The sequence below is a fragment of the Flavobacterium alkalisoli genome, from assembly GCF_008000935.1.
Classification (GTDB): Bacteria; Bacteroidota; Bacteroidia; order Flavobacteriales; family Flavobacteriaceae; genus Flavobacterium; species Flavobacterium alkalisoli.
The window spans coordinates 2,819,111-2,834,260 of the sequence record NZ_CP042831.1 but is presented as its reverse complement, the minus strand read 5'-3'; the positions used below and the strand labels follow the sequence as shown (position 1 = coordinate 2,834,260).

Sequence of the window (15,150 nt, the reverse complement as noted above, 5' to 3'; positions counted from 1 at the left end):
TTATTTAAACCCCTTATAAATAAAGGGTTTTCAGTATAGTGATAAAGGTATAAAAAATTATTGGCACAGTAATTGGTTATTACTAATCAAACAACAAGAAATTAATTTTTTGGGCAAATAAATACTTTGAGACTATGAAAACGAGATTATTACATATAGCCCTTTTTGTTTTACTTTGTGTAAACAACATTTTTGCTCAGGACGTTACAACTGTACGTGCAAACAATACAGATATAAGCGACAACTTAGACTTAAGGGCGGTTGCCACCATATTTGGTGAATCGAGCGATTTGGAAGATTTTGAAAGAAGGTTAAATGACCCCGATCTTCAAATATCTAACCTAGACCTTAACGGAGATAATTATGTAGACTATATTAGAGTGATAGAGGCAACACAAAGCAATACTCACTTAATTATATTACAATCGGTTTTAGGACCCGATACTTATCAGGATATTGCAACTGTTGAAGTTGAAAGAAGCGGAAACGATGTTCAGGTACAGGTGGTAGGTGACGTTTATATGTACGGTACAAACTATATATATGAACCGGTATATGTTACAAGACCCGTTATATTTGATGTATTTTGGGCAATATCATACCGCCCGTACTACTCACCTTGGTATTGGGGTTACTACCCTACTTACTATAGCTACTGGGCTCCTTATCCGGTATACAGATACAGAAACCATGTACACGTATATGTAAACGTAAACAATACATGTAATTATGTAACTACCAGAAGAAGCTCACGTGCGGTATCAATGCACAGTGCAAGAAGATCTAACGGATATGAAAGAATGCACCCTGACCGTTCGTTTGCAACCCGTACCAATTCAACAAACAGGTATGCTTTAGAACAATCAAGGGAAAATGTAAGAGTAGAAAGATCTTCAACAGCATCGAGAAACTCTTATAACAGTTCTTCACGATCTACAGCAGATTACAGCAGAGGCAGAAGCATTAACTCTTCCAGAACGGATAATAATGGTAATGTAAGGACTACAACTCCTTCAAGAAGCAGTGCTATCAGCAGTTCTTCAAGAGATAATAATCAGGGAACTGTAAGATCAAGAGGTAACAGTAATGTAGTAAGGTCTAATCCTTCTACCAACAACAGCAGGTCTTATGATGCTACACCTTCAAGAAGCAGCTCTCCAAGTGTAAGAACTGAACCTTCTAGAAATAGCAGTCCTTCGGTAAGAAGTTCGTCGCCTTCAAGAAGCAGTAGCCCATCTGTAAGGAGTACACCTTCAAGTTCGAGAAGCAGCTCACCAAGCATGAGATCTTCTTCACCTTCAAGAAACAGTTCACCTGCCCCTTCAAGGTCATCAAACGGTAGAAATTCAAGAGGTTAATTAATTATATTCTATTTTATAAAAAAACACTGCTTAGGCAGTGTTTTTTTATTGTACTCTTTTTGTATTTATGGCTTCTACCCATTCGTCTTTCCCACAAACCGAACAATTTGCATGAGTAGGTTCCAGTTCCTGTGTGTTGGCACAAAACGTACAGGCATAAATTCCTGATTTTGGAATGTTAGTACTTTTAAGGTTAAACAACTGAGGGCGTATAGGTAATCCATACTTTATATCAACATCCTCATAAAAATATACACTTATGGCACCGTTAGTTTCTATGTAGGCATTTTTAACCTGTCCTAAATGCTCTATGGATTTTAACCTTAATTCAGCAAAAAACTCATCTTTTGCTAAATCTTCTTTTTCAAAATTATGAATGGAAAATTGTCCGTCTTCCACAAAACATTGTACTTTACCTTCCATAAAGATTTCAAATCTCTTGCTCTTGCCTAAAAGCACAGTTACTACCTTATACATTAATAATATACAGGCAAAAACCGTTATGGCGGGAATAATACCTACATCCTCATAAAACATAGGATCGCCGGCTGCAGATCCTAAGGATATAATAATTACCACTTCAAAAACAGAAAGCTGCTTTACCCCTCTCTTCCCTGTTAGTTTTAAGGTAATTAAAACCATTATAAACATTACAACTGTTCTAAATATAACTTCCAGTAGAAAAGAAACAGGCAGGTCATTAAAAAGCAACCTTTTCCATTCAAAAATTTCATTCATAAGTATAGCATTTATGTAACTATCTTAAAAGTACTACTAATATTTTCCCAGTTAACAAACATTAGCACAACTTTAGTACACCATTAAAACACCCTCTGTTTTCTATAGGCTAACTTTATGGTATTAAATAAATTACTAACCATAAAAAATAAAAATCATGAGTAAGAGAGTAGCCATACTGGCAACTAACGGATTTGAGGAGAGCGAACTACAATCGCCTAAGGAATATTTAGAACAACAGGGATGGACGGCAGAAATTGTTAGTCCGGAAAGCGGTACAATTAAGTCATGGACCAATGGTAACTGGGGAAAAGAATTTAATGTAGATAAAACTGTAGATGAAGTATCGTCATCAGATTATCATGCATTAGTTCTTCCGGGAGGTGTAATTAACCCTGACCTTTTAAGGAGAAATGAAAAAGCAGTAAACTTTGTAAAAGACTTTTTCGAAGAGAAAAAACCGGTAGCCGCTATTTGCCACGGACCACAAATGCTTATTGAAGCAGGTGTTGTTGACGGAAGAAAACTAACTTCTTTCAAATCGGTAAAAACAGATCTTGTTAATGCAGGTGCCAACTGGATAGATGAAGAGGTTGTTGTAGATAACGGACTTGTAACAAGCCGTACTCCTAAAGACCTGCCTGCCTTTAATAAAAAAATGGTTGAGGAAATTAAAGAAGGTAAACACGAACTTCAAAGAGCTTAAAGAAACCTGATTAAGGTTAATACTTTAATTCGTGGAAAGCTTTTAGATATTGCATCTGAAAGCTTTCTTTTTTTATTTTTACTCAAAAGATAATAACCATGAAAACCATTTACTTATTCATAGTCCTTTGTATGACAACATATACCAATGCCCAATTAAAACCTGTAGCGTATAATGACGGTAACCAAAAGCTTAATGGTTTTGCTGCTGTGCCTGCAAAACCAAATAAAAACAACAAACCCGGCATACTTATATTACCTGCCTGGAAAGGTATAGGTAATCACTCTAAAGAAGTAGCCAAACAACTGGCCGATATGGGATATTATGCTTTTATAGCCGATATTTACGGAGAAGGCAACTACCCTACCAATACTCAGGAAGCAGGTAAACAGGCAGGGTACTATAAAAATAATTATGAAGCTTACCAAAAAAGGATTTCACTGGCTCTGGAGCAACTTATTAAATCCGGTGCAGAAGCAGATAACATTGTTATGATAGGTTATTGCTTTGGAGGTACAGGAGTACTTGAAGCAGCCAGAGCAGGAATGCCTGTAAGAGGTGTGGTCTCTTTTCATGGCGGATTAGGAAAGGATGCCTCAAGACCTGATAATATAATAAACACAAAAGTATTGGTATTGCATGGCGTTGATGACCCTCATGTTTCTGAAAAGGAAATAGAAGCTTTTCAAAAAGAAATGGACAACAGCAAGGCCGACTGGCAAATGATATATTACAGTGGTGCAGTACACGCATTTACTGAGAAAGAAGCCGGAAATGACAACTCTAAAGGAGCAGCATATAATGAAAAGGCAGACAAAAGAAGCTGGCAGCACTTTATGTTGTTTTTAAAGGAAGTACTTAAATAGAATTCTACTTTTTTAATAATTAAAGAAATTATTAAAAATTCAATAAAAATAACTGTAAAGCCAAACTTTTGTGTTTGGCTTTTTTATTTGATTTAACATTTTTTCATAGTTTTAACATCCAAACAACTAATTGCTAACTATACCTAATTATTAACACTATGTCAGGTACACTTCGTCACGATAATGAATGCGAAAATTGCGGCTACACTGTAGATATAGCTTTTTGCTCCCAATGTGGACAGAAAAATGTTGAAACCCGCCAGACCTTCCCTAAACTTGTTGGGCACTTTGCAGAAGATTTAACCCATTATGATACTGCTTTTTGGCGTACACTAAGAGACTTGCTTTTTAGACCGGGAAGAGTTACTAAAACATACCTAGAAGGTAAAAGACAAAAGTATGTACCACCTGTTAAGTTGTACATTTTTATAAGCTTTGTAACCTTCTTTTTACCTAACCTTTATCCGGAATTTGAGGATTCAGAAGAAATACATCATGCAGATCCTCAATTACTTGTAGAAAAAAATGTTTCAATTGAAGAAAAAATAAATACCGAGCAAAATGTTTTTTTAGGTAATATAACATTTAGTGGGGACGAATTTCTTATAAAAAGCCCCATGACTTATAAGTCTTTAAAAGAAATGGATTCGATTGAAGCAATAAAACCTGAGCATCTTAAATTAAGTCCTTTTGAATATAAACTAGGTAAAAAAATTTTAAAGTTATATGAACATAACACCCCTGTTCAGGTAGGAGAAAAGTTTATTGAATCAATTAACCATAACATTCCAAAAGCAATATTCGTATATATGCCAATTTTTGCATTTATATTATGGGTTTTTCATGGGAAAAAAAGATGGTACTTTTTTGATCACGGCATTTTTACTCTCAATTATTTTTCCTTCTTATTGTTATCTACTTTAATATTGGTTACTGTCGGGCATTTCCTTACTGAAATTGACTCTAACTTCTTCAGTATATTGGTAGGTATATTTGTATTACTTACCCTAGTATGGACAGTGTATTATTTTTATAGGGCACATAGAAAAATGTATCATGAAAAATTTATAATAAACTTTATAAAATGTACAGCAATGATTTTAATAAACTTTGCTGCCGTAGTAATGCTAACGATTTTGTTTATGACTTTTACCTTTTATAATCTTCATTAATATTCCTATCTTTAAGTCTTAAATCAATAAAATACTATATGAATAAGCTTTTTATGCTCTCTTTAAGCTGCCTTGTATTATCCTGTGGCAGTACAAATAATAAAAATAAGGACTATGTTCCTGAGTATATGAATACTATAACGGCTGCCAACTTAAAGAAGGATCTTTATGTAGTGGCATCTGACGAGATGCAGGGCCGTAATACAGGGGAAGAAGGGCAAAAAAAAGCTGGTAAATACCTAATTAGCCAGTATGAGGAAAATGGTATTTCATATCCTAAAGGTGCTGATGGATGGTATCAGCCGGTACCTTCAGAATTTATGCAACGTGCTTTTAGTCCTAAACTAAATGATTCAGAAAATATATGGGCCTATATTGAAGGCACAGAAAAACCGGATGAAGTTCTTGTAATATCTGCTCACTACGACCACGTAGGTATGAAAAATGGAGAGGTTTACAATGGTGCAGATGATGATGGTTCCGGAACCGTAGCTTTACTGCAAATTGCAAAAGCTTTTATGGAAGCCAAAAAAGCAGGGCACGGACCAAAACGTTCCATTCTTTTTCTACATGTTACGGGAGAGGAACACGGGCTTCACGGTTCACGCTATTATTCAACAAATCCGCTCTTCCCTATCGCAAATACAATTGCCGATCTAAACGTAGACATGATAGGTCGTAGGGACGATGAGCATAAAGACAATGGTAACTATGTTTATGTTATCGGGTCAGACAGGTTAAGTACAGACCTTCATAACATAAACGAAGAGGCTAATAACAAATACACACATCTTAACCTTGACTATAAATATAATGACAGAAAAGATCCTAACCAGTTCTATTTCAGGTCAGACCACTACAACTTTGCAAAAAAAGGTATTCCTATTATATTTTATTTTAACGGTGTACATGACGATTATCACATGCCAACCGATACCCCTGATAAAATAGAATACGACCTATTAGCAAAAAGAGCTCAGCTTGTGTTTGCCACAGCCTGGGAGCTTGCAAACAGAGATGAAAGACCGGTAGTAGACAAGGACGGTAAATAGATAAAATAAAAAACTCCGCTAAATGCGGAGTTTTTTATTTCTTATGTTTTTTAGAAAAACTATTACTAACAAAAAGTATAACTTTACTTTTATCCTTCTTTTTAAATATCTCCCAATTGATAATAACCCCTACAACGCAAATAGCCATAAGTGTAACCAGGAGAGAAATATAAATTACATCGTTAAGGCTATTAACATAGCTAATCTTGATACTAAAAAAGTATAACGATATAATAAAAACAATAATTGACAGCAGTAGTGAGAACAGCTTCATTTTTCTTTTCTTTAGCGATAAATAATTAAATAAGAGTGTAAAGCTGGTGGGGTAAAATGCATGCTTTTCTTTACCTGCAAACTTTAGCTTGCTCCTACTCCATTACATACATATATCGGGCAAAATTAGAAATTATTATCTACTATTAACTTTTTTTTCTGATAAATTTTCTGACTTTAACATACGTTAATACCCCTTACAATTCGGTTACTTTTGGTTTAAAAAAGTTTACGTAAAAAAAACTTTCCGGGTTTATTCCCTGTTCTACTATCACATTATGAATGTCTGCTGTTTTATCTGCATCATTATGCTCATTTAACTGAAGAAACTCCAAAAACTCCGAAAAATTTTCAAACTTAAAGCTAAGTCTGGTTTTTAAGGAATATTCGGTAATATTAAACTGAACAGTTCCCATTTCTATACCGGCTTCCTCAAAAGCGTTTAGTATAACTTTAAAATTCTCTTTCATACTGTTTAATTTATAACCGTTTATTGCTTATTAAGTAAAGTATCTATCGTAATTTTCATCGCTTCTATCGTTTGCCATTGTGCCTCTATGGTTTTTTGTAACGCCCTGTTCTCTGCCTTATATAAATCGGCCTCATCTACAGTACCGTTTGTTCCCGAAGCAGATATATGTGTGGTTTGTTTAGTTGTAAGATCTTCATTTATAAATTCATCCAGAGTAAGGCTATATTTATCACATATATTTTGAAGAATTTCAATTTTAGGATGTGAAATCCCTCTTATATATGTTCCCACTACACTTTTTTTAAGTCCGAATTCGGCCCCAAAATCATCCTGAGACATATTAAATTTATCACACAAATATTTAATATTAGAACCAATATAATCCACGTTATCAGTAATTTAATTTTTAAAAATACGATGGGAAAAAATCTGTAATATAAAGATAATCAATTTTTTAAAGGAAATAAAAAAAGCTTCGGGCACTACTACGAAGCTTTTTTCTGTAATAAAATGGAGATTGTAACCTCTACATTTTGTCATCTTCAACAATCTGTACTTTTCCAATAGGTACATCCCCGTTTCTATCCTTAACAATAAGTACGCCAAAAATATTTAGCGGAATATCAACAGGTTCTCCTGATTTCTTTATTTCTTCTAAAACGTGCTCATAATCTGCAATATTCAATATGAGAGAATCACCCTTGTCAATTTTCTTTGCAAACAGATAATCCCTTATTGCAGAAACACTTACTCTTTTTCCTAAACTTACATATTCTGACATAATCATGCAATTAATGCTATATATCACAAATGTAAGTACACCTGAAACAAAAGTATGCTAAAATTTTATTAATTGTTTAAAATTTTAAGATTAAAGAAAATCAAAAATCCGAAAATTAATAAACTTTAGTTAAATATAAATTAGATTTCTATTAAAACAAATTATGAAGATGTTTTTTTGTGTAATTTTAGAAAAAAAGTTTTAAATATATGAAGAAGCATTTAATATCTGCCCTTTTAATGATAACCTGCATAGCGTCAGTAATATCATGTAAAAAGAAAACCGAAGAACAAAAAGAAATGGATGAAATTGCACGTGCAGATGTGCATGACCATGATAATATAATACCTATAGACACTACAAATTTTGATGCCTTTTTTGCTAAGTACCCCAAGTTTAAAGACTTTGAAGGAGAAGTAAGAAAACTTTACCAAAAACACGACCATTATATTTGGCACGACAAAAAAGGACTTATAGAGTTTGCCGATGTACTGCATCATCTTTCTTCTAATCTTGAGGAAGAAGGTGTAAAGAAAAATATACCTTATAAGGATACTCTGGATCAGTTGTTTTATAAAGGAAATAATGAGCCCGATATAGAATCGGAACTTTTGGTAAGTTCAATGTATTTTTACTATGCAAAAAATGTACTTCAGGGACTTGATCCTGAACAAAGTAAAGAAACAGGATGGTACCTGCCTCGTGACAGGGTAGACTATGTGAGTTACCTGGACACACTTATGAAAAAACCTGAACTTATTAAAAAGGACAAGGAAGAAGTATTTACACAATACTATAATCTTCGTAAAGGTCTTGAAAAATACAGGATTATTCAGAAAAAAGGTGGTTGGGGCAAAATCACTCTTGATCAAGGTGTAAAATCAATTAAGGTTGGAGACTCTGCACAAGCCGTAGCACAGGTTAGAAACAGGCTGTTTATAGAAGGATATATGAGTAACGACTCTAAAAGCACTGTTTTTGACAACGAACTGCTTAAGGCTATAAATACTTATGAAAGTGTGCATCACAGGGATCCTGACAGTACTATTACCAGCTCTATAGTAAACGAACTTAACATTCCTGTTGAAGAGCGTATTAAAACTATAACGGTTAATATGGAGCGTTGCAGATGGGTACCGGCAGCTATCAATAGTGAAAAAGAATATATAGCCGTAAACATCCCGTCGTACAGATTATTCTATTTCAGGGATAAAGATACTGTATTGGTATCAAAAGTTGTAGTGGGGAAAGCACTTCATAAAACTGTTATTTTTAGCGGAGAAATGAGTTATATAGTATTTAGCCCTTACTGGAATGTGCCGCAAAGTATCCTTAAAAATGAGATTGAACCTGCTATTGCCAAAAACCCTAACTACCTTGCACAACATAATATGGAGTGGAACGGTAAGAGCGTAAGGCAAAAACCGGGTAAGAACAATTCACTTGGGCTTGTAAAATTTATGTTCCCTAACTCAAACAACATATACCTGCATGATACACCTGCAAAAAGCCTTTTCAATAAAGAGGACAGGGCCTTTAGCCATGGTTGCGTAAGGGTACAAAAAGCTCGGGAGCTTGCTATTGCCATAACAGGAAAAGATGGTGGCTGGACAGAAAAACAGGTTGATGCAGCCATGCATAAAAGCACAGAAAACAGCTATACGTTAAAAAAGAAGATTCCGGTATACCTAACCTACTTTACTGCATGGGCAGATAAAAACGGTAATGTGGTATTCTTTGATGATGTATACGATCGTGATGACCGACTATCAAGTATGCTATATATGTAAAAATTAAAAGCCCCTTAATCAAGGGGCTTTTTTAATATTATTTAGTTAAACACTTCCTGCAGGTGATTATGGTATTCCTCCATATCCTTTTGAACGTTGGCATTCTTTTCAATATCATGAAAATGAATACTTTTTAACGGCTCCATACCTGTAAAAGCATTCATCCTGTGAAAACCAAACAACGGGCCTTCATCTACAGTTTTCTCCATAAAGAATTCTCCCGGTAAGGTAAAAGCTTCCTTAGGGGCATTCCATGATGTGGTAAGCATGTATTTTCTTCCGTGAAGCATCCCTCCTGTACCATAATTAACAGCAGGATTATCAGAACTGCGTCCGTCACTTTTATAAATACCTTTTGCATGACCTGCTGTAAAAACCTCATCTATATACTTTTTAAAATCATGAGGTAACTGAAACCACCATATAGGGGTATGATAAATTATCACATCGGCCCATGTAAATTTATTTACCTCTTCATCAGCATCATACCCCTCCCCTATATTAGTAAGCTTTATTTCAAATTCCGGGTGGTTATTAAAAAAACTAACTGTTTCATTAGTAACTGTTTCATTGAATTTCCCACCTGAGTGTCCAAACTTTTGCCCCCCGTTTATTACAAATATTTTCTTCATGTTCTTTACTTTATAAAATTTCACACTGCAAAGTTATGACGGCTATAAGTATTATAAAAATAACATAATTCATACATTTGCATTATAATTATAATAGATAAATTATGGTAAATTTAGAATGGTACCGCACTTTTAAAACCATATATAAAACAGGTACGTTAACAGGCGCTGCCGAAGAGCTCTTTATATCTCAGCCCGGAGTGAGCCTGCATTTAAGCTCACTGGAGAACTATACAGGTTATAAACTTTTTGAAAGACGGGGCCGCCGAATGATACCTACCGAAAGAGGAAAAGCATTATACAATTTTATTACCGAAGCTATAGGTAAACTGGAAGAAGCAGAGAAAAGCTTTCAGCGAAGTACCGAAAAGCACACACCTACCATAAGTATAGGTATGTGTTTTGAAACTTTTCAAACCACACTTGAACCATATATTGCTACCCTTCCTTTTAATATTATTATCAAGTTTGGTGAGTACCCTGAAATGGTAGACAGTCTTGAGAAAGGTATACTGGATTTAATTATTACACCACAGGCGGTAACAAGTAAGGATATAGAATACGAACCTTTTTCATCTGAAACCATAATTCTTGTTGGCGGCAATCAAACCGATGAAAAGACATTTCAGAATCTTCTAAAAGATAATGATATAACTGAAATCGAAAGTTGGTTAAAAAGTGAAAAATGGTATGGTACTACCGGAGATATGGAACATTTAAGGCGATTCTGGCAATTAAACTTTAATAAACATCCTGATTTCAGGCCCAATTATATTGTACCAAACCTTAACTCTATAGTAAGGTGTCTTAGCAGCGGTGTAGGACTGGCAGTTATACCAGACTTTTTATGTAAAAAGGAGATTGAAAACGGGCAGGTAAAGATGCTTTGGGAAGGCAACAGTAAAGTAATAAATACTTTAAATTTCGGAACCCGAAAAAAAACAATCTATGCCGATGAGATAGAAAGTATTAAAAAAATCTTTAGGGAAGTTATGGGCTAATCACATCTATGCATTTGTAAAACCTTTTGGAATAATGATCAGAATTAAGCTCGCTAATGGTAACGGCATATTCTGATCCGGAAGAGGCATGTATAAATTTAGAATCCATACCGTTTGCTTCACATACTATTCCTAAATGACCAATAGAGTTACTGTCCTGATATCCATAAAACACTAATACATCCCCTTTCCTGAACTCTTCAGGCTCAAGGTGTGTACCCAAATCCTTAAAATCAGAGGAACTACGGGGTAAATCTATTTTGAAATTGGCAAATACAAAATTTACGAACCCCGAACAGTCAAATCCTTTTTCGGGTGTGTTTCCTGCATAACAATAAGGTGTACCCATATATTGTTTTGCAAATTCAATAATAGAATCCCTCTTAGAAGATTTAGATTCAACAACATTCATCTCCACCCTGTTTTCTGATATAACATCACTATTAGTTGCCGATTCTTTTTTATCGCCACAGGACATTATAATAAACAATGCGAATAGCCCTACATTTTTAATCCATACATTCATTTGCTCTCGTTTTCTGTAAGTTATAAAATATAAGTCCTAATTATCCTAAAATTATTATAACATTCATAGTGATTTAGATTTCTTAAAATTTTCTTAAGAATATGATTTGCACATATTTGTAAGCTCAATCTATCCGTTAATTTGTATAAATTTATTCTTATGAAAAAAGCACTGTTATCACTACTACTATTTATAAGTGCAACCTGCCTTGCCCAGGACTGGAAATACAATGTAGATGAGGCAAAAGCCCTTGCGGAAAGAGAAAACAAAAACATAGTTTTGGTATTCTCGGGATCAGACTGGTGTGCACCATGTATTAAACTTGACAGGAATATATGGCAATCGGATGAATTTAAGAATGAATCATCCAGAAAATGGGTTCTTCTGAAAGCAGATTTTCCTAAAAAGAAACAAAATGCGCTCCCGCAGCCACAACAGGAGCATAACGACAAGCTGGCAGAAAAATACAATCAGGAGGGCAACTTCCCGCTGGTAGTTGTTATAGACAAAACCGGAAAAGTACTAGGCAAAACCGGATTTAAGAATATAAGCCCTAAAGAATATATTGCATTATTGCATTCGTTTGAAAAATAACATGAAAAACAAATTATTGCTTCTGTTTACACTGTGTTTTATAAGCAGTTACGGTCAGATAGCCCATAAAAGACAACTGTCTATGCTTGGCAGTCCTTTTGAGGTTACCGTAGTTGCAAAAGACACCCTGCAGGCAAATAAATATATAGACCTTGCCGTAGCAGAAGTAAAACGTATTGAAAATATTATATCAGACTGGATCCCCTCCACGCAGATTTCGGTAATTAATGATAACGCCGGAATAAAGCCCGTAAAGGTTAGCGACGAACTGATGGCACTTGTAGAAAGAGCAATCAGGATTTCTAAGCTAACCGATGGGGCTTTTGACATTTCTTATGCATCTATGGACAAAATATGGAAGTTTGACGGAAGCATGAAAGAAATGCCTTCTCCCGAAGCGATCAAAAAGTCGGTAGAAAGAATTGGGTATCAAAAAATTATTTTGGATAAAGAGAATAACACTATTTATCTGAAGGAAAAAGGAATGAAGCTTGGGCTTGGCGGTATTGGCCAGGGATATATAGCCGATAAGATAAAGGAACTGCTTTATGCTAACGGATGTACCTCGGGCCTTGTAAATGTATCGGGCGATATAAACGCCTGGGGCAGGCAGCCAGACGGAAACAAATGGACAGTAGGTATTGTAAACCCAATGAACAAAAGCAAGGTATTTGCCATGTTTCCGCTGGAAGACAGTGCCATAGAAACATCGGGCAGTTATGAAAAATATGTCGTGTTTAACGGTAAGCGTTATTCACATATAATAGATCCGCGCACGGGTTATCCTGCAACGGGAATTGTAAGTGTTTCGGTATTTGCCAAAACAACTGAGATTGCCGATGCTCTTGCCACATCGGTTTTTGTTATGGGTGTAGACACAGGCCTTAACCTTATAAACCAGCTTAAGGGTATAGAATGTATTATAGTAGACGATCAGGGAAATATACATGCCTCTGATAATATAGATATAGAGAAATACAAACCATGAAAAAGATATTATTATTTGGATTTGCAATAGTTGCTTTGCAGTCCTGTAATTCGGTAAAGGAATACCAAAAGCAGTACATCAACGATCCGGAGATGAAACTTACTGCGCGCTCTACCGAACGTTTTGAAACAAACTATCAAGTATACAGAGAAGCAGCTGCCGGCGCTAACGGAGGTAAAACAGGAGGAGGCTGTGGCTGTAATTAATCTATGAAGACACTATACCTTACAGTACTTTTAATTTTTTTTTCACTGCTGGCAGTAGCTCAGGAGCAGGATAGTACCGCTACGTACAAAAAGCGCGTACTTGAAAGCACGGAAGTTGACTTCCTTATGAGCTACTACAAGCAGGATGGTATTCACTCTGCCGTTGCGGGTGGTAACGGAATGGAGGAACTTACCGATATTACCCCTACCATAGTAGTAGCAATGCCTTTAAACGATGATGATGTATTAACCATAGACGCAGGGCTTTCGGCCTATTCATCGGCATCTTCAGGAAACATTAACCCTTTCGACAGTAATACCCCAAGCCCGTGGCAGGCAAGTTCGGGAGCATCCGCTTCAGATATGCTAACTACGCTGGTAATGGGCTATTCTCATAGTTCTGACGACAGAAACAGCATTTGGAATGCCCACGTATCAGGTTCAACCGAGTATGACTATTCATCCATTGGTTTTGGAGGTGGCTACACTAAGCTGTTTAACAATAAAAATACCGAGGTTACCGTATCGGGTAATGCCTACCTTGATAAATGGAGGCCTATTTACCCTAAAGAGCTTCAGGATTATTACGATAACGGTTACGACCTTAACGGCGGTATATTTAACCGCTTTGGCATAACAGGAAATCAGGATTATAGTCCGGACAGGTTTGTTCCTCACAGCAAAAAGAACAGGAACTCCTATTCCCTATCCTTTAGCTTCTCTCAGGTAGCAACAAAAAAAATGCAGTTCTCCCTATTTGCCGATATCCTTTATCAGCAGGGATTACTGTCAACTCCTTACCAAAGGGTTTATTTTGCTGATGTTGCCGACTCCTTTATTAATGAGTTTCATTTGGCAGATGATATAGAAAGGCTACCGGATAATCGATTTAAGATACCTGTTGGTGCCCGACTAAACTATTATATAAACCAGTGGCTGGTGGTTCGCACCTACTATCGATATTATACAGATGACTGGGGATTATCATCCCACACGGCTAACATAGAGCTTCCGGTTAAACTTAACGACAGGTTTACCGTATACCCTATGTACAGATACTATACACAACAGGGGTCTAAGTATTTTGCCCCTTACAATACACATTTATCAACGGAAGTATACTATACCAGCGATTATGACCTTTCTACATTCAACGCACAACAATACGGTTTTGGCGTAAGCTATACCGATATATTTGCCGCAGCAAGAATATGGGGCTTTGGTATTAAAAACATCGACCTTCGCTATAACCATTACACGCGCAGCGACGGTTTAGACGCAAATATTGTATCTTTCGGTATCAAATTCGTACAGCAGTAAAACATGAAGATTCTTATAGCAGAAGATGAAAAGGGAATTACCGGATTCCTTAAGCAGGGACTTGAGGAAGAAGGCTATGATATAATAACAGCTGCAAACGGTAAGGAAGCCTATGATATGGCTTCTAAACAAAAACCCGACCTTATATTGCTAGACTGGATGATGCCCGGCTATACAGGTATAGAAGTATGCCGTGCCATAAGGGCCACCGATACCAGAACCCCTATTATATTCCTAACGGCAAAAGATACCGTACAGGAAACCATTGAAGGGCTAAAGGCAGGCGCTAACGATTATATTAAAAAACCCTTCAGTTTTCAGGAACTGGTAGAACGCATTAAAATACATTTCCGTTACAACGAAGGCAATAACGAACTAAGCATACGCAATACCCGTATTATACAAAACAAACATCAGGTTTGGCATAACAACGAAGAGGTTGCCCTAACCCAAAGGGAATACGACCTATTGGCCTATCTTATTAAGAACAAAGGCAATGTATGCAGCCGTCAGGATATTATTCAGGATGTGTGGGACATTCATTTTGAATATGATACCGGTGTAATAGATGTTTTTATAAATGCTATTCGTAAAAAGCTGAATCTTAAAAAAGAGGACGACTTTATAAAAACGGTACGCGGAATAGGCTATATTGCAGAAGATTAACCGCTA

18 protein-coding genes are annotated in these 15,150 nt (G+C 35.9%); 12 read left to right on the top strand and 6 right to left on the bottom strand.

Going from position 1 to position 15,150, the window contains the following annotated elements; genetic code table 11:
* The first annotated feature begins 134 nt into the window (after positions 1 to 134).
* A complete protein-coding gene (locus FUA48_RS12985) occupies positions 135 to 1,358 on the top strand; it encodes a DUF3300 domain-containing protein (RefSeq protein ID WP_147583922.1) in 1,224 nt (407 codons plus the stop codon).
* 48 nt (positions 1,359 to 1,406) lie between these two features.
* Here the strand turns inward: FUA48_RS12985 and FUA48_RS12980 are convergent, their stop codons facing one another.
* Positions 1,407 to 2,099 carry a DUF421 domain-containing protein gene (locus FUA48_RS12980; RefSeq protein ID WP_147583921.1) on the bottom strand — a complete coding sequence of 231 codons (693 nt, stop codon included), beginning with the start codon at positions 2,097 to 2,099 and terminating at the stop codon, positions 1,407 to 1,409.
* A gap of 157 nt (positions 2,100 to 2,256) precedes the next feature.
* On the opposite strand from FUA48_RS12980, the gene FUA48_RS12975 reads away from it, so the two are divergent.
* The 4 genes from FUA48_RS12975 to FUA48_RS12960 all read left to right on the top strand — a co-directional run bounded on the left by FUA48_RS12975 (position 2,257) and on the right by FUA48_RS12960 (position 5,895).
* Positions 2,257 to 2,805, top strand: coding sequence for a type 1 glutamine amidotransferase domain-containing protein (locus FUA48_RS12975; protein WP_147583920.1), 549 nt, complete (start codon positions 2,257 to 2,259; stop codon positions 2,803 to 2,805).
* 98 nt (positions 2,806 to 2,903) lie between these two features.
* Positions 2,904 to 3,671, top strand: coding sequence for a dienelactone hydrolase family protein (locus FUA48_RS12970; protein ID WP_147583919.1), 768 nt, complete (start codon positions 2,904 to 2,906; stop codon positions 3,669 to 3,671).
* Positions 3,672 to 3,829: 158 nt separating this feature from the next.
* The gene (locus FUA48_RS12965; protein ID WP_147583918.1) at positions 3,830 to 4,843 is read left to right on the top strand and encodes a DUF3667 domain-containing protein; all 1,014 of its coding nucleotides are present in this window, start codon (positions 3,830 to 3,832) and stop codon (positions 4,841 to 4,843) included.
* A 38-nt stretch (positions 4,844 to 4,881) separates the two neighbouring features.
* Positions 4,882 to 5,895, top strand: a complete 1,014-nt coding sequence (locus FUA48_RS12960) for a M28 family metallopeptidase (protein ID WP_147583917.1) — start codon at positions 4,882 to 4,884, stop codon at positions 5,893 to 5,895.
* Positions 5,896 to 6,365: 470 nt separating this feature from the next.
* Here the strand turns inward: FUA48_RS12960 and FUA48_RS12955 are convergent, their stop codons facing one another.
* The 3 genes from FUA48_RS12955 to FUA48_RS12945 all read right to left on the bottom strand — a co-directional run bounded on the left by FUA48_RS12955 (position 6,366) and on the right by FUA48_RS12945 (position 7,421).
* Positions 6,366 to 6,638, bottom strand: a complete 273-nt coding sequence (locus FUA48_RS12955) for a hypothetical protein (protein ID WP_147583916.1) — start codon at positions 6,636 to 6,638, stop codon at positions 6,366 to 6,368.
* Positions 6,639 to 6,658: 20 nt separating this feature from the next.
* Positions 6,659 to 6,997 (bottom strand): helix-turn-helix domain-containing protein, encoded by a 339-nt coding sequence (locus FUA48_RS12950; protein ID WP_147583915.1) that lies wholly within the window; start codon positions 6,995 to 6,997, stop codon positions 6,659 to 6,661.
* A 169-nt stretch (positions 6,998 to 7,166) separates the two neighbouring features.
* Entirely contained in the window at positions 7,167 to 7,421 is a 255-nt protein-coding gene (locus FUA48_RS12945; RefSeq protein ID WP_129751449.1) for a hypothetical protein, read from the bottom strand.
* A gap of 209 nt (positions 7,422 to 7,630) precedes the next feature.
* Here FUA48_RS12945 and FUA48_RS12940 point away from each other — a divergent pair, with 209 nt between their 5' ends.
* Positions 7,631 to 9,211 carry a L,D-transpeptidase family protein gene (locus tag FUA48_RS12940; protein WP_147583914.1) on the top strand — a complete coding sequence of 527 codons (1,581 nt, stop codon included), beginning with the start codon at positions 7,631 to 7,633 and terminating at the stop codon, positions 9,209 to 9,211.
* 41 nt (positions 9,212 to 9,252) lie between these two features.
* Here the strand turns inward: FUA48_RS12940 and FUA48_RS12935 are convergent, their stop codons facing one another.
* A complete protein-coding gene (locus tag FUA48_RS12935; protein ID WP_147583913.1) occupies positions 9,253 to 9,843 on the bottom strand; it encodes an NAD(P)H-dependent oxidoreductase in 591 nt (196 codons plus the stop codon).
* 104 nt (positions 9,844 to 9,947) lie between these two features.
* Here FUA48_RS12935 and FUA48_RS12930 point away from each other — a divergent pair, with 104 nt between their 5' ends.
* Positions 9,948 to 10,844 carry a LysR family transcriptional regulator gene (locus FUA48_RS12930; protein ID WP_147583912.1) on the top strand — a complete coding sequence of 299 codons (897 nt, stop codon included), beginning with the start codon at positions 9,948 to 9,950 and terminating at the stop codon, positions 10,842 to 10,844.
* Here FUA48_RS12930 and FUA48_RS12925 read toward each other — a convergent pair.
* On the bottom strand, positions 10,834 to 11,370 hold the full coding sequence (locus tag FUA48_RS12925; RefSeq protein WP_240732457.1) for a C40 family peptidase: 537 nt from the start codon (positions 11,368 to 11,370) through the stop codon (positions 10,834 to 10,836). The genes FUA48_RS12930 and FUA48_RS12925 overlap by 11 nt on opposite strands.
* A gap of 159 nt (positions 11,371 to 11,529) precedes the next feature.
* On the opposite strand from FUA48_RS12925, the gene FUA48_RS12920 reads away from it, so the two are divergent.
* From FUA48_RS12920 to FUA48_RS12900, 5 genes are read left to right on the top strand one after another with little or no spacing between them, the layout of a single operon-like run.
* Positions 11,530 to 11,964 (top strand): thioredoxin family protein, encoded by a 435-nt coding sequence (locus FUA48_RS12920; RefSeq protein ID WP_147583911.1) that lies wholly within the window; start codon positions 11,530 to 11,532, stop codon positions 11,962 to 11,964.
* A gap of 1 nt (position 11,965) precedes the next feature.
* A complete protein-coding gene (locus FUA48_RS12915; protein WP_147583910.1) occupies positions 11,966 to 12,952 on the top strand; it encodes an FAD:protein FMN transferase in 987 nt (328 codons plus the stop codon).
* Positions 12,949 to 13,158 (top strand): DUF4266 domain-containing protein, encoded by a 210-nt coding sequence (locus FUA48_RS12910; RefSeq protein WP_147583909.1) that lies wholly within the window; start codon positions 12,949 to 12,951, stop codon positions 13,156 to 13,158. The genes FUA48_RS12915 and FUA48_RS12910 overlap by 4 nt, the downstream gene beginning before the upstream one ends.
* A 3-nt stretch (positions 13,159 to 13,161) precedes the next feature.
* Complete coding sequence (locus FUA48_RS12905; RefSeq protein WP_147583908.1) at positions 13,162 to 14,478, top strand: DUF3570 domain-containing protein; 1,317 nt, start codon at positions 13,162 to 13,164, stop codon at positions 14,476 to 14,478.
* Between the two features lie 3 nt (positions 14,479 to 14,481).
* On the top strand, positions 14,482 to 15,144 hold the full coding sequence (locus FUA48_RS12900) for a response regulator transcription factor (protein ID WP_147583907.1): 663 nt from the start codon (positions 14,482 to 14,484) through the stop codon (positions 15,142 to 15,144).
* The last annotated feature ends 6 nt before the right edge of the window (positions 15,145 to 15,150 follow it).

What these genes read in the sequence shown, in the direction of transcription:
- FUA48_RS12920 (WP_147583911.1), top strand. Translation starts at nt 11,530, where the DNA reads ATGAAAAAAGCACTGTTATCACTACTACTATTTATAAGTGCAACCTGC.
- FUA48_RS12960 (WP_147583917.1), top strand. Translation starts at nt 4,882, where the DNA reads ATGAATAAGCTTTTTATGCTCTCTTTAAGCTGCCTTGTATTATCCTGT.
- FUA48_RS12965 (WP_147583918.1), top strand. Translation starts at nt 3,830, where the DNA reads ATGTCAGGTACACTTCGTCACGATAATGAATGCGAAAATTGCGGCTAC.
- FUA48_RS12985 (WP_147583922.1), top strand. Translation starts at nt 135, where the DNA reads ATGAAAACGAGATTATTACATATAGCCCTTTTTGTTTTACTTTGTGTA.
- FUA48_RS12945 (WP_129751449.1), bottom strand. Translation starts at nt 7,421, where the DNA reads ATGTCAGAATATGTAAGTTTAGGAAAAAGAGTAAGTGTTTCTGCAATA.
- FUA48_RS12980 (WP_147583921.1), bottom strand. Translation starts at nt 2,099, where the DNA reads ATGAATGAAATTTTTGAATGGAAAAGGTTGCTTTTTAATGACCTGCCT.
- FUA48_RS12975 (WP_147583920.1), top strand. Translation starts at nt 2,257, where the DNA reads ATGAGTAAGAGAGTAGCCATACTGGCAACTAACGGATTTGAGGAGAGC.
- FUA48_RS12935 (WP_147583913.1), bottom strand. Translation starts at nt 9,843, where the DNA reads ATGAAGAAAATATTTGTAATAAACGGGGGGCAAAAGTTTGGACACTCA.
- FUA48_RS12930 (WP_147583912.1), top strand. Translation starts at nt 9,948, where the DNA reads ATGGTAAATTTAGAATGGTACCGCACTTTTAAAACCATATATAAAACA.
- FUA48_RS12925 (WP_240732457.1), bottom strand. Translation starts at nt 11,370, where the DNA reads ATGAATGTATGGATTAAAAATGTAGGGCTATTCGCATTGTTTATTATA.
- FUA48_RS12905 (WP_147583908.1), top strand. Translation starts at nt 13,162, where the DNA reads ATGAAGACACTATACCTTACAGTACTTTTAATTTTTTTTTCACTGCTG.
- FUA48_RS12915 (WP_147583910.1), top strand. Translation starts at nt 11,966, where the DNA reads ATGAAAAACAAATTATTGCTTCTGTTTACACTGTGTTTTATAAGCAGT.
- FUA48_RS12955 (WP_147583916.1), bottom strand. Translation starts at nt 6,638, where the DNA reads ATGAAAGAGAATTTTAAAGTTATACTAAACGCTTTTGAGGAAGCCGGT.
- FUA48_RS12910 (WP_147583909.1), top strand. Translation starts at nt 12,949, where the DNA reads ATGAAAAAGATATTATTATTTGGATTTGCAATAGTTGCTTTGCAGTCC.
- FUA48_RS12940 (WP_147583914.1), top strand. Translation starts at nt 7,631, where the DNA reads ATGAAGAAGCATTTAATATCTGCCCTTTTAATGATAACCTGCATAGCG.
- FUA48_RS12900 (WP_147583907.1), top strand. Translation starts at nt 14,482, where the DNA reads ATGAAGATTCTTATAGCAGAAGATGAAAAGGGAATTACCGGATTCCTT.
- FUA48_RS12970 (WP_147583919.1), top strand. Translation starts at nt 2,904, where the DNA reads ATGAAAACCATTTACTTATTCATAGTCCTTTGTATGACAACATATACC.